The sequence below is a fragment of the Mycobacterium simulans genome (assembly GCF_900232995.1).
Taxonomy (GTDB): Bacteria; Actinomycetota; Actinomycetes; order Mycobacteriales; family Mycobacteriaceae; genus Mycobacterium; species Mycobacterium simulans.
Map to the genome: position 1 here is coordinate 2,002,349 of NZ_OCVX01000003.1, position 13,543 is coordinate 2,015,891.

At 65.9% G+C, this 13,543-nt stretch carries 10 protein-coding genes and 1 pseudogene; 2 read left to right on the forward strand and 9 right to left on the reverse strand.

Annotation, left to right across the window (positions count from 1 at the left end):
• Positions 1–12: 12 nt before the first annotated feature.
• The 3 genes from MSIMFI_RS09725 to pstS all read right to left on the reverse strand — a co-directional run bounded on the left by MSIMFI_RS09725 (position 13) and on the right by pstS (position 3,276).
• Positions 13–933, reverse strand: a complete 921-nt coding sequence (locus MSIMFI_RS09725) for an alpha/beta hydrolase family esterase (protein WP_191497048.1) — start codon at positions 931–933, stop codon at positions 13–15.
• Between the two features lie 30 nt (positions 934–963).
• Complete coding sequence (locus tag MSIMFI_RS09730) at positions 964–2,082, reverse strand: PPE family protein (protein ID WP_191497049.1); 1,119 nt, start codon at positions 2,080–2,082, stop codon at positions 964–966.
• Between the two features lie 84 nt (positions 2,083–2,166).
• Complete coding sequence (gene pstS / locus MSIMFI_RS09735) at positions 2,167–3,276, reverse strand: phosphate ABC transporter substrate-binding protein PstS (RefSeq protein WP_191497050.1); 1,110 nt, start codon at positions 3,274–3,276, stop codon at positions 2,167–2,169.
• A 150-nt stretch (positions 3,277–3,426) separates the two neighbouring features.
• Here pstS and MSIMFI_RS09740 point away from each other — a divergent pair, with 150 nt between their 5' ends.
• Positions 3,427–3,738, forward strand: coding sequence for a DUF732 domain-containing protein (locus MSIMFI_RS09740; protein ID WP_191497051.1), 312 nt, complete (start codon positions 3,427–3,429; stop codon positions 3,736–3,738).
• A 10-nt stretch (positions 3,739–3,748) separates the two neighbouring features.
• Here MSIMFI_RS09740 and MSIMFI_RS09745 read toward each other — a convergent pair whose 3' ends face one another.
• The 4 genes and pseudogenes from MSIMFI_RS09745 to MSIMFI_RS09760 form a co-directional block, all read right to left on the reverse strand.
• Positions 3,749–6,658: an arylsulfatase gene (locus MSIMFI_RS09745; protein ID WP_191497052.1), complete on the reverse strand. Its 2,910-nt coding sequence runs from the start codon at positions 6,656–6,658 to the stop codon at positions 3,749–3,751.
• 10 nt (positions 6,659–6,668) lie between these two features.
• Positions 6,669–7,526, reverse strand: a complete 858-nt coding sequence (locus tag MSIMFI_RS09750) for a pseudouridine synthase (RefSeq protein ID WP_191497053.1) — start codon at positions 7,524–7,526, stop codon at positions 6,669–6,671.
• A 7-nt stretch (positions 7,527–7,533) separates the two neighbouring features.
• The gene (locus MSIMFI_RS09755; RefSeq protein WP_191497054.1) at positions 7,534–9,291 is read right to left on the reverse strand and encodes a glycerol-3-phosphate dehydrogenase/oxidase; all 1,758 of its coding nucleotides are present in this window, start codon (positions 9,289–9,291) and stop codon (positions 7,534–7,536) included.
• Between the two features lie 15 nt (positions 9,292–9,306).
• Positions 9,307–10,787 (reverse strand): annotated as a pseudogene (locus MSIMFI_RS09760) (NAD(P)H-quinone dehydrogenase).
• A gap of 42 nt (positions 10,788–10,829) precedes the next feature.
• Here MSIMFI_RS09760 and MSIMFI_RS09765 point away from each other — a divergent pair.
• Positions 10,830–11,306 (forward strand): gamma-glutamylcyclotransferase, encoded by a 477-nt coding sequence (locus tag MSIMFI_RS09765; protein ID WP_186241908.1) that lies wholly within the window; start codon positions 10,830–10,832, stop codon positions 11,304–11,306.
• 66 nt (positions 11,307–11,372) lie between these two features.
• Here the strand turns inward: MSIMFI_RS09765 and MSIMFI_RS09770 are convergent, their stop codons facing one another.
• Together MSIMFI_RS09770 and MSIMFI_RS09775 are read right to left on the reverse strand one after the other, a co-directional pair.
• Positions 11,373–12,254: an endonuclease domain-containing protein gene (locus MSIMFI_RS09770; RefSeq protein WP_191497056.1), complete on the reverse strand. Its 882-nt coding sequence runs from the start codon at positions 12,252–12,254 to the stop codon at positions 11,373–11,375.
• A gap of 107 nt (positions 12,255–12,361) precedes the next feature.
• The gene (locus tag MSIMFI_RS09775; RefSeq protein ID WP_191497057.1) at positions 12,362–13,531 is read right to left on the reverse strand and encodes a M20 family metallopeptidase; all 1,170 of its coding nucleotides are present in this window, start codon (positions 13,529–13,531) and stop codon (positions 12,362–12,364) included.
• Positions 13,532–13,543 lie beyond the last annotated feature (12 nt).

Genomic DNA, 13,543 nt, shown 5'->3' on the forward strand with positions numbered 1-13,543 from the left:
TGGGAACCCCGGCTACTCCCGGCCGTGCGCCAGAAAGAACTGCGCAATGACTTGGGAGCCAGCCAACGCGCCGGTGGTGGACCCGATGATCGCCTTCGGCAGATACTGCTTGCTGCCCGGCCAGGTGTGTCCGCCGTTGTCGATCTGGTAGAGGGCAACCTCGGTGCCGGCCGTACACACCGTGGAGTCAAACCGGCGGACCAGGGTTCCGTCGCCCACGCTTGGTAGGTCCGCTGCCGACGGGTCGCCCTGGCAGCCATCGATCGCCCGCCATCGATCGACGACGCTGGCGACCGAGACGGCCTGGCTGACCCCGCCCCTTCCACGGACTTTCCCGCCGATGAACGGTACGATCGGATCGGCGGTACCGTGCGCGTCCAGAACCGACACCGGCCGTGATGGATTGCAGGCCACACCCACGCCCAGCGTGCCGGACACGGGCGCAATAGCGGCGAACACATCGGCGCGGTCGCAAGCCAGGCGGTGGGACATGAAGCCGCCGTTGGACATGCCGGTCGCGAAGACATGCCCGGCGGGAACGCCAAATTCGTTCCGTATCTTGCCAACCAGGGCTACCAGGAACCCAACGTCGTCGAGATGACGGCGGTCCGCCGGTGACGCCCCTCTGCCGTCGGCCCAGCTCTTGTCGTAGCCGTCGGGATACAACACGACCAGGTTGGTGGTGTCGGCGACGGCGTTGAAGTTTGTCAGTGCCTGCTGCCCGGTGCCGGTGCCACCGCCACCGTGCAGGTTTAGCACCAGCCCGGCGGGCAGGCCCGGCGGCACGTGCACCGTATAGGTCCGGTTCAGGCCACCGAATTGAAATGTTCCAGGCTGATCCCGAGCGCGGGCCGCCGCCGCCACTTGCCGCCCGCCGCACCCGACCAAGCAAGCCACGACAACGGCAACCGACAGCAATCGCGCCCATGGCATGACGGTCAAGTTACCGCTGCCGCGTCGGGCTCATCCCGCCGATGGCGGTTTGGGCATAAACGTCCCCGTGAGCTCCAGGCCCATCGCGAGATCTTCGTACTTCTGCGGCTTGCGCTTGCGCCACCCACTGCCGGCCCCGATAGGCGGCGGCATTAGCGGCGGGAGCATAGGGAACCCGGACTCCCCCGCAGGAAGCGGCGACACCGCCGACGCAAGTTGCACCGGCGTCTGCGCAGTGGTCAACAGCCCCACCGCGGCGGGCGGCGCAGTGAGGTTGCCCAGCGAAACGCCGGCGCCTACCGCTGCGGCAGGCGCTCCGGCCGCGCCAAGGGCACTGGCGGCGTCGGACAAACTAGCCGCCGACGCGCCCAGAGCCTCTTCCCCTTCCGATAGGCCCGCGGCGATGTCGGGCGCCACGGACTGCAGCGCCTGGGCCGAGGTGTTCTGCGCCAAGTAACTGAGGAGGTTGATCGGGAATCCCGACGAGACGAACTGGTTCACGTAGGTGTTGAACAGTCCAAACCAACCGCTGTTGGGGTCAAAGGTGACGCCAAGCGCTTCCAATACCGAATCCACCGGTGAGGCCGCGGCAGACGCCGCACTGGCTTGAGCCGCCGGCCCCGCCGGATCGACAATCGAAGGCGGCGACGAGAACTCAGGAAGCGCAAGCGCTTGCGTCGTGGCCGCCTCATAGCGATACATCGCCGCCGAATTGTTCACCCACATGCTCTCGTACTGCGCCTCGGTTTCGGCGATGGCCGCAAGGTTTTTGCCGAATCCGTTGGTGGCCAGCAGGTGTGCCAATTGGACCCGGTTGGCGCTGACCCGTGCGGGATGAACCACCGCCGCGAGTGTGGAGCCGTATGCCGCAGCAGCGGACTGCGCCGAGGAGCCCAGCTCGCGGCACTGCTGCGCGGTAGTGCGCAACCAGGAGAGATACGGCCCGGCGGCCTGAAGCATCGCAGACGCGGACGGACCGTGCCAGTCCGCGGACAGCGATGACAAGACGGCGACATAGCCGTCGACGGTTTCTTCCAAGTCGGTGCCGAGCCGCTGCCACACACCGGAGGCCTCGATCAGTGATTGCGCGCCGGGTCCCGAGTGGATCAGCGCCGATGTCAGCTCGGGGGGCAACGTTGTGAACTCCACAACGTATTTATTTGACTACGAAAGGAAATTCTTTGGAACATTGCGTTGACTACGGCGGTAAAAGCCCTGGAACATTGCGCGTCGCTACGAGATGGCGTTGACCGCGGTCGACAGCCGCGACTTCAACTGGTCCGGAACGGGGACATACCCGTTGTCCGCCAGACCATTTTGGCCCGCGCCGATGGTGCTTAGCAGGAATGCCCTTACGGCCGTGCCGACCTGCGCATCGGGATACTTCGAACACACAATCTCGTACGTCGCCAGCACGATCGGGTAGGAGCCGGGCTCGTTCGGCCGATAGAACGAGATCGTATCGAGCGCGAGGTCGTTACCCTCCCCGATAAACCAGGCAGCCGAAATCGTCTTCCCCACCGACTCCGTGCTGAGCGCTACCGGGTCCGGCCCGGCCGACGTGACTACCCTGGCCATGTTCAGGCGTTGCGCCTGCGCGAATGACCACTCGACGTAGGTTATGGACCCTTCGGTGCTTTTGACGGCCGCGACGGCGCCGCCGTTGCCCCTGGCCCCCTCACCGACACCGCCGCCGAACTTCTTTCCGGCGCCCCTACCCCACGCGCCGCCCGACGCGGTATCGAGATATCTCTGGAAGTTGTCCGTGGTTCCGGACTCGTCGCTGCGGAACACGACACGAATTGGCGCAGACGGCAAGGTGACGCCTGGGTTCAGCTCATGGATCGCCGGATCGTTCCACGCCGTAATGCCCCCGTTGAAGATCCTGGCCGCAGTCGGACCGTCGAGGTTCAGCGAAGTCACACCGTTGATGTTGTAGGCGATCGCGATGGGGCCGAACACTATTGGCAGATTCCACACAGGCGAGCCGCACCGCCGCTCCGCCCTGGCGTGCTCGTCCCTGCTCAGCGGCGAGTCCGAACCGCCGAAATCGGTTTTGTTGTCGATAAATTCGCTAATTCCGGCGCCGGAACCGTTGGCCTTGTATGTCAATGACTGCCCCGGGCAGGCCTGTTCGAAAGCCTTGGTAAACAAGGTCATTGCGTTATCCTGCGCTGTGGAACCACTGGCCTTCAGAGTCCGCTTACCGCCGCAGGCAGCGTTCGCCGACGACCTACCTGTGGTGGCACTTCCCCCCGTAGCGTTGTCAGTGCCACATGCCGACAACATAACCGCACCGGTGGCCAAAACGCTCAACGCAGGGCCAAATCGATTGGGTTTCAATTCAATTCCTCGAATGGCGATTTCTTCCTCGCAGTCATGAGGCATAGTAACAAGGGCTTTGACGGGTTCAGCCATTGTTTCCGGCGGGTTCACCTCCCGTTTCATCCCAGCGGCTTGGCTTGCCGTTAGCTGAGAAGGGAGGTCCTATCCGTGCGATCACTATTGACCGGCCTTGCCCTGGTGGTCGCGCTGCTTGGCCTCACGGGGGTAGCGACCCCAACCGCGCATGGCGACGGGGTCGATGACGCATTCTTGAATGCCGTGAAATCCAAGGGAATCAACTTCGCGTCACCCAAAGCCGCGATCGTTGCCGGTCACGAGGTCTGCGATGAGCTCGATCAAGGTAGGCAGAAGGCCGACGTCGCTACGGACATGACGAGTAGCACCAACCTGGACGGCTATCGCGCCGGTTTCTTCGTCGGCCTCAGCATCGCCGCGTATTGCCCAAGGCACCACACCTAGACCTGCCGGGCTAACCCGCGGCACCCTGCCCCACCGCTTGCACCGATGCATGCTCGTGCAGCGCCTTCTCCGCGTCAAGAGGCAGCGGCTTGAGGTCGAAAACGACCTCCTTGACCGTTCCGGTGAACACATACGGCGCCTTGTCCTCATAATCGCGGTCGACGACCAGGCCGTTGTCGCGGCCGACGTCCAATCCGGCATAGGACGTAAAGGCCAGGCTCACCGTTTGCGGGAGCTCTCCCTCGCCGATCATCCGATCGTCGGCCCACAGCGTCACCCGGCCGCCCGAACCGACTACGGGCTGCTCGGATTCGAAGACCATCCGCACGGTGATATCGCCGGTGGGGATCGGCTCGCTAGATACCTGCCGATAGGTCTCGACACCGAGGAACGAATAGGTGTGATGCAGCAGACGCCCCTCGTCCACCCACAGGGCGAAACCGCCCATGAAGTCGGCGTTGGCGACGATGACTCCTTCGGCACCACTGTCGGGCACATGCAGCCGTGCCTCGATCGCATACGACCGGCCGAAGATGCGCGGGACCATGCCCCGCTGGATGTTTTGCACGTCTCCTTGGAAGCTGAACCGTGTGGTGGTGGGAAGCGGCGGCAAATCCCCGTACATCACCGCGAGCCCACCGAGCAACGGCAGCACCCGGTTTCGTTCGGCTTCCTGCCACCACAGTTCCTTGAGCTCGGCGAGCTTGTCCGGATGTTCGGCTGCCAGGTTCTTGGCCTGCGAGAAGTCGTCGGGCAGGTAGTACAGCTCCCACACATCGTCGTCGGGGTCGTAGTTCCCGGGCGCGAACCGCTGCATGGTCTCCGGAGACAAGTCCCACGGCGCCTTGTCCAGGCGAGCACACGCCCACCAGCCGTCCTTGTACATGGCGCGGCTGCCGAAGTTTTCGAAATACTGCACCGCGTGGCGCTCTTCGGCGGCCGCCCCCATGCTCGGGTCGAAGGTGTGCACGAAACTGGTTCCGTCCATGGGCTCCTGCTCGAAGCCGTCGACACTGGTCGGCTCCGGTAAACCGATGGCCGCCAACACCGTTGGCGCGATGTCAATGCAATGAGTGAACTGGGCCCTAACACCGTCGGGCCGGATCCGTGCCGGCCAGGCGACCACCATCGGATCGCGGGTGCCGCCCAGGTGGCTGGCCATCTGCTTGCCCCATTGGAACGGGGTGTTGTTCGCGTGTGCCCACGCGCTCGCGAAATGCGGCGCGGTGAACTCGTTGCCGAGCGCTTCGATCCCCCCGTACTGTTCGATGAGCGCAAGCTGCTTGTCGGCGTCGAGATCCAGACCGTTCAGGAACGTCATCTCGTTGAACGAACCGGTGTTGGTGCCCTCCATGCTGGCGCCGTTGTCGCCCCAGATGTAGAAGACCAGCGTGTTGTCCGACTCGCCGAGTTCCTCGATCGCGTCAAGCAGACGGCCGACGTTCCAGTCGGCGTTTTCGGAGAATCCCGCGAACACCTCCATCTGCCGCGCAAAGAGCTTCTTCTGGGTGTCCGACAGGCTGTCCCACGCCGGGAACAGGTCGGGCCGCTCGGTCAGTTCGGCGTCCGGCGGAATGATCCCCAGCCGCTTCTGCCGTTCAAAAGTATTGCGCCGGTAGACATCCCAACCCTCGTCGAACTGTCCCTGGTACTTGTCGGCCCATTCCTTGAACACGTGGTGCGGCGCGTGGGTGGCGCCGGTCGAGTAGTACATCATCCACGGCTTCGTGGCGTTCTGGGCACGCACGGTGTGCAGCCACTCGACGGCCTTGTCGGTGAGGTCGTCGGGGAAGAAATAGGGCTTGCCGTCTTGTCCTTCGGGTATGCCAAGCACGGAGTTGTCCTGGCTGATGATCGGGTCGTACTGGCCCGCCGCGCCCGATGGGAACCCCCAGTAGTGGTCGAAGCCCCAGCCCACCGGCCAGTTGTCGAACGGCCCGGCGGCTCCCTGGACGTTGTCCGGGGTCAGATGCCACTTACCGAAAGCGCCTGTGACATAACCGTTGTCGCGCAGGATGCGCGGCAACGAGGCGCAACTGCGTGGCTTGACCGTCGAATAACCCGGGTAAGGCCCGGGGAACTCGCACACCGATCCGAAGCCGACGCGGTGATGGTTGCGTCCGGTCAGCAGCGCCGCACGGGTCGGTGAGCACACGGCGGTGACGTGGAAGCGGTTGTACGCCAGCCCATTCTGTGCCACTCGAGACAGCGTCGGGGTCCGGATGCCGCCACCGAAGGTATCCGGGCCGCCGAACCCGGCGTCGTCGATCAGCACGATCAGCACATTGGGTGCACCGTCGGGCGCGTTGGCGCCGGGGACAATCGTCCAGTCCCCCACCGAGTCCGCCGCTGTGCGACCGATCGTGCCGCCGAAGCTGCGCTGCGGTATCGGCAGCTTGGTGCGGTCCGGGTTGAACTTACCCATCGCCTCCTGCAGCGCCGATCCGAAGCTGCGCAGCGTCGAATGGCTCATTTCGGCAACAGATTTCATCGGTGAGCCGGCCAAGGTCTGCTCCACCGCCAGTCGGCCCGACGCCGGTGTCACCGCGATGATCACCGCACTGCCCGCCGCCATCGCTTCGCCGATCTTGTCAGCCACCCCCCCTTTGACGCGCTTGTTGACGACACTGCCGGCCAACGCTCCGGTCGCGGCACCGAATGCGGCCGTGGCCAACGACACCGGTGAAAACAAGCCCAGCGCCAGACCCGCGCCAGCGCCCCACACCGCGCCCTTGCGGGCGAGCCGATTCCCGCTGTCGAGCACCACCCGCTCGCCCTGCGCGTCCTTGCCGACCAGCACCGCATCCTGCAGCGGAACGGTCTTGGCGGTGGCCCCACCGGTGAGGTTTTCGAAGTCGTGACGAGCCGCCTCGAGGTCCTGATAGCCGGCGACAATGACTAGCGCGTTTGCCTCACCCATGAACTGACTCCTAGATTTCTCGGCGACTGATGAATTCCCGGGGCGAACCGGTCACAGGATCCTTGAACCCGATGCGCTGCGCCAGCAGTCGAAGCGGCGTGCTGAAGTCGTTGTCGGCTACGTCTAGCACCTTCGGGTACAACGGGTCTCCGACGATCGGCAGGCCCAGCGATGCCATGTGAACCCTTAACTGGTGCGTGCGTCCGGTGCGCGGCGTCAGCCGATACAGACCGTCTGGTGATAACAGCTCCACGAACGTCTCCGCGTTAGGCGCGCCGGGCTCACAGACCGCCTGCAGGTTGCCCCGCCGCTTGACGATGCGGTCTCGCACCACGCGCGGCAGCTCCAGGGCCGGGTCAACGGCCGCTCGGGCCAGGTAGATCTTGCGCACGGCGCCCCGGGCGAACAGCGTCTGGTACCGCCCGCGCAGCTCGCGCCGAGTGGTGAACAGCAGCACGCCGGCCGTCAGCCGGTCCAGCCGGTGGGCCGGGCTCAGCTCGGGCAAATCCAGCTCCCGGCGCAGCCGCACCAGCGCCGTCTGCGCGACGTGACGGCCCCTGGGCATGGTGGCCAGGAAGTGCGGCTTGTCGACAACCACGATGTCCGCGTCCCGATAGAGCACCGGAATGTCAAAGGGCACCGGCACTTCGGCGGGCAGCTCACGGTAGAGATACACGTGAGAGCCGCTGGGCAGCACGGTGGTGTCGTCAACCACTCGGCCACGAGCGTCGACGACTTCTCCGGCAAGGACTTTCGTGCGGGCTGCCGCGCCGAATCGTGCGTTCAGCTCGTCCAGCACCGGTCCGCCGCGCAACCGCACCCGCGCGGGCCCCAATCCGTCGCGAACCGGCAGCGGCGCGGGTCTCAACGCTGACTCAACTGAGGGGTACCGGCTCGAGAATTTCGGCGCGCGCCTCGGGCGCGCTGGCGCGCAACATGTCCGCCGACACGTCGTCGGGCTGCGCCTGCGACAGTATCTCCGCCTCCACCCGCGCCCTGTAGTTCGCGACTTCCCGGTCGGTGTCCGCGGCGCTCCACCCCAGCACCGGCGCGACCAGCTCGGCGACCTCCCGGGCGCAGTCGACACCGCGGTGCGGATACTCGATCGAGATGCGCATTCGTCGGGCCAGGATGTCCTCGAGATGCAGCGCACCCTCGGCCGTGACGGCGTAGAGGGCTTCCACCTTCAGGTAGCCCGGCGCCTCCTTGATCGGGCCCAGCAGGCTGGGGTCTTTGGCCGCCAATGCCAGGACCTCGTCGATCAGCGACCCGTAGCGGTCCAGCAGGTGGCGCACCCGGTATGGGTGCAGACCTCGCGTCGCGCCAACGTTCTCGGTTTGGTTGATCAGGGCGAAATAGCCGTCCGCGCCGACCAGCGGCACTTTTTGGGTGATCGACGTCGCCACCCTGGCCGGGATGAACTCCGCCGCCGCGTCCACGGCGTCGGCCGCCATCACCCGATAGGTGGTGTATTTGCCACCCGCGATGGCGACCAGGCCGGCCGCCGGCACCGCCACGGCGTGTTCCCGGGACAACTTGGAGGTGTCGTCGCTTTCCCCGGCCAGCAGCGGCCGCAGGCCCGCGTAGACGCCGTCGATATCCGCGTGGGTTAGCGGGGTGGCCAGCACGGTGTTGACCGTCCCGAGGATGTAGTCGATATCGGCCTTCGTGGCCGCGGGGTGCGCCAGGTCCAGGTTCCAGTCGGTGTCGGTGGTCCCGATGATCCAGTGACTGCCCCAAGGGATGACGAACATCACCGACTTCTCGGTGCGCAAGATGATCGCGACGTCGCTGACGATGCGGTCCCGCGGCACCACGACGTGCACGCCCTTGGACGCGCGCACCTGGAATCGGCCGCGCTGCTTGGACAATGCCTGAATCTCGTCGGTCCACACCCCGGTCGCGTTGATTACCACGTGGCCGCGGACTTCGGTGACCGAGCCGTCCTCGGAATCGCGGACCCGCACGCCGATCACCCGGTCGCCTTCGCGCAGCAACGCGACCACCTGGGTAGAGCACCGGACGACCGCGCCGTAATGCGCAGCGGTGCGGGCGACCGTCATGGTGTGCCGGGCATCATCGACGACGGTGTCGTAGTAGCGAATACCACCGATCAGCGAACTACGTTTGAGGCCAGGACTTAACCGCAGCGCACCGGCGCGGGTCATATGTTTCTGCGCCGGAACCGATTTCGCGCCGCCGAGGCTGTCGTAGAGGAAAATGCCCGCCGCGATGTAGGGGCGTTCCCACCAACGCTTGGTCAGCGGAAACAGGAACGGCAACGGCTTGACCAGATGCGGCGCCAGCGTGGTCAGCGAAAGCTCGCGCTCGTAGAGCGCCTCACGCACCAGCCCGAATTCCAGTTGCTCGAGATAACGCAGGCCGCCGTGGAACATCTTCGACGACCGGCTCGACGTGCCGGAGGCAAAGTCGCGCGCCTCGACCAAGGCCACCTTGAGTCCGCGGGTGGCGGCATCCAGCGCGCAGCCGGAACCCACCACACCGCCGCCGATAACCACGACGTCGAATTGCTCGGTACCGAGTCTCTCCCAGGCCAACGCGCGCTGCTCAGGGCCCAGCGACGCAGCGGACCAGACCTGGTCGCTCTCCGGTCCGGGGATCGGGTTGCTCACGACTAAGGACTCCTGTCAGTTACCGATGGGTAGGCGTTGCTTAGCCAAGGCTAGTTGCTTATGCCGTCGTGAGTTGCCCTTCAGTCCAGATCGTCGTGCGCCATCAGGCGGCGGGCGGCCTCAGTTATCGAACCCGATAACGACGGGTAAACGGCGAGCGTCTGGGCCAGCTCGTTGACGGTAATGCGGTTCTGTACGGCGACGGCGATCGGGAGGATCAGCTCCGACGCGATGGGCGCCACCACCACCCCGCCAATCACCACCCCGGTGGACTTCCGGCAAAAAATCTTGACGAACCCTTTCCGCAGCCCTGACATCTTGGCCCGCGCGTTGGTGTGCAGCGGCAACATGATGGTGCGCGCGCTGAACGACCCGTCGTCGATCGCCGATTGCGGCACGCCGACGGCGGCGATCTCGGGGCGGGTGAACACCGTGGCGGCCACCGTGCGCAACCGGATCGGGCTCACCCCTTCGCCCAGCGCGTGATACATCGCGATTCGGCCCTGCATCGCGGCGACCGAAGCCAACAACAGCAGACCGGTGCAGTCGCCGGCCGCGTAAATGCCCGGCACCGAGGTGCGCGACACCCGGTCCACCTTCAGATAGTCGCCCGGCCCGAGCTCGATGCCGACGCGTTCCAGGCCCAGCCCGCTGGTGTTGGGGATCGACCCGATGGTCATCAGGGCGTGGCTGCCCTCGACGGTGCGGCCGTCGGTCATGGTCACCAGGACCCCGGCGTCGGTACGGGTGACCGATTCGGCGCGCGCGTTCTTGAACAACCGCACGCCGCGTTCGGCGAACGACTCTTCCAAGACCAGCGCGGCGTCGGCGTCCTCGTACGGCAGCACCCGGTCCCGGCTGGCGGCAACCGACACCTGCACACCCAACTCGGTGTAGGCGTGCACGAACTCGGCACCGGTAACCCCCGAGCCGACCACCACGAGGTGCTCGGGCAACGCCTTCAAGTCATAGAGCTGCCGCCAGGTCAGGATGCGCTCGCCGTCGGGCCGGGCCGACGGCAGGATGCGGGGGCTGGCGCCGGTGGCGATCAGCACGACATCGGCGTCGTGCTCGCTGGTCGTGCCGTCGGGGGCGGTCGCCTTGATGCGGTGCCGCGCCAGCCCGGGGGTGGGATCGACCAGCTCACCGCGGCCGGCGATCACCTCCACTCCCATGCCCTTCAGCGAAGCGGTGATGTCGGCCGACTGTGCCGCCGCCAGCGACTTAACCCTGGCGTGGATTTGCGGCAGCGAGATTTTGGCGTCCTCGATGTCGATGTCAAAGCCCAGTTGGGGCGCTTTGCGCAGTTCGGTGCGCAGGCGGGTGGGGGCGATGAAGGTCTGGGAGGGCACGCAATCGTCGAGCACAGCCGCCCCGCCGATGCCTTCGGAGTCGATGACGGTGACACGGGTTGATTCGGGGTGGGAGGTTGCCGCTACCAATGCGGCCTCGTAACCGGCCGGTCCCCCGCCAAGGATCACAATGCGTGTCACCACAGGCTTAACCTAGCGCGCCGGTGTGTTGTTTAAGCTTTCCCCGTGCCGCTCTACGCAGCCTATGGGTCGAACATGCATCCCGAGCAGATGCTCAAGCGGGCGCCCCACTCGCCGATGGCCGGAACCGGCTGGCTACACGGGTGGCGGCTGACGTTCGGCGGTGAAGACATCGGCTGGGAAGGGGCACTGGCCACCGTCGTCGAGGATCCCGATTCGAAGGTGTTCGTCGTGCTCTACGACATGACGCCGTCGGACGAGAAGAACCTTGATCAGTGGGAGGGCTCCGAGTTCGGCGTCCACCAGAAGATCCGCTGTCGCGTGGAGCGCTTATCCTCGGACACCACAACCGATCCCGTCCTGGCCTGGCTCTACGTGCTGGATGCCTGGGAGGGCGGGCTGCCGTCGGCGCGCTATCTGGGAGTCATGGCCGACGCCGCCGAAATCGCCGGCGCCCCAGCCGATTACGTTCACGACCTGCGTACCCGTCCGGCCCGCAACATCGGCCCGGGGACCACCTAGCCTCGGTCTCGCGAGCGTGCATGTCTGTACAGCGACACGCCGTTGCTACTGGCACTTTACGCACTCTCACGCGGCCCGTCGTAGCGATGTCTCGAGTCGCCGGATAAGTTCGACCGGTCGGTACCTGACATCCTCGGCGATGATGGGAACGACCAGCCAGCCCAGCTGTTGGAGGGCAGACGCACGCCGGCGGTCCCGGAGAAATGCGTCCGGCCCGCTGTGCCATTCGACGCCGTCGTACTCGGCCGCGACGCGGTGTTCGGGCCAGGCAAAGTCGAGCCGCCAGATCCGCCCAACGGTGTCCACGAGCTGGTATTGCAACACGGGCGGTGGCAAGCCGCCGTCGATCATTACCAGGCGGGCCTCACTCTCCATTGGCGACTCAGCCTGCGGGGACGCCAATCCCAACAACTCGCGCACATTTACGATGCCGCGACGTCCGGATTGCAGGTCAATAGCCCGCTCCAGATTGAAGTGGCTGCACGTGCCGCTGCGCAAAGCGGCGTCCAGGGTCGCCAGCGCCCGAGGCCGGCGCAGCCCGCGGGCGACCTCGACCGCTGTCCACGGCGGCGCCGTGACAGGGCGTCCCGCAACCAATGTCAACGGCGCAGCCACACGGCGGTGCACGATCAGGCCGTCGGCTGAACGCAATTGCCGACCACCGGGATTGAGCACGTGCAGATCCGTTGTTCGTTCGGTGTCGAAGCCGTACGCAGCGGCGGCGGTACCCATGCATGCCGCGACCGTCGTGCCGGCGGCCAGGTCCAGGCCGCGCAGTCGCAACTCGGTGGTCAATTCACCGCCGCCGTAAATGCCATGCCAAATCTTTTGCAGGACCCCGCTTTTTATGTGTGCTTCCAGGCCGCGCCGGGTAAGGAATGTCAAGGCCTGGGCGGAAGTAACGACCCCACCCTGCGAGTCGAGTAGCTGGCTCAGCTCTGGCTGCACACACGCTATCGTCCGGGGGGCCGCCCGTACCGACAATTCACCCTGCTGAGGGTGCACAGAATGCCGGCCAGCGCGGCGTGTCCTTGCACAGACACGCACGCTCGCGGTCAGAAGGCTGCGGCCTGCTCGATGATGTTCACCAACACTCGCACCCCGATCCCCAGCGCACGCTCGTCGAGGTCGAATGTTGGCTGATGTAGGTCCAATTGCGGTCCCTCGCCCGACCAAACCCCCAGGCGCGCCATCGCGCCCGGCACTTCCTCCAGGTACCAGGAGAAGTCCTCACCGCCGCCGGATTGCCGGGTGTCGGCGAGCACATCGGGGCCGACGGCCTCGATGGCGTGGGTGAGGATGCGTGTCGAGACGTCCTCGTTGACGACGGGTGGCACGCCGCGTCGGTATTGCAGGGTGTGCTCAATGGCCAATGGCGACAGCAGCGCAGACACCGCTTGGCGGATGATCTCCTCGAGGTCGACCCAGGTCTGCCGGCTCGCGGTGCGAACGGTGCCGTACAGGACGCCGGTTTGGGGAATGGCGTTGGCGGCCACGCCCGCATTGACCGCCCCCCACACCAGCACCGTGCCGTTGCGCGGGTCGATACGACGCGACAGCACCCCGGGCAGCCCGGTGATCAACGTGCCGAGCCCGTAGACCAAGTCGGCGGTCAAGTGTGGACGCGACGTGTGTCCACCGGGCGAATACAGCGTGATCTCGATGGAGTCGGCCGCCGAAGTGATGGGGCCATGTCTGACCGCGATCTTGCCGACCTCGAGCCGAGGATCGCAGTGCAGGGCGAAGATTCGTGACACCCCGATCAGCGCTCCGGCGGCGATCGCGTCGATGGCGCCGCCGGGCATCAGCTCTTCGGCCGCCTGGAAGATCAGCCGCACTCCGACCGGGAGCTCGGGTACCGACGCCAACGCCAGCGCGGTACCCAGCAGGATCGCTGTGTGCGCGTCATGACCACAGGCGTGCGCGACATTGGGCATCGTCGAGGCGTACGGCGCGCCGGTCCGTTCGGCCATCGGCAGCGCATCCATGTCGGCGCGCAGCGCAATCCTCGGCTGATGCTCGGGACCGAAGTCGCAGGTCAGTCCCGTTCCCCCGGGCAACACCTTGGGGTTGAGCCCCGCATCGGCCAACCGCTCGGCAACGAACTGCGTCGTGGCGTACTCCTGGCGGCCCAACTCCGGATAGCGGTGGATGTGCCGGCGCCATTCGACCAGCTCGGCGTAGTGCGCGGCGAGCCACGATTCGGCGGTGTCGACAAGGCTCATATGCACCGCTCC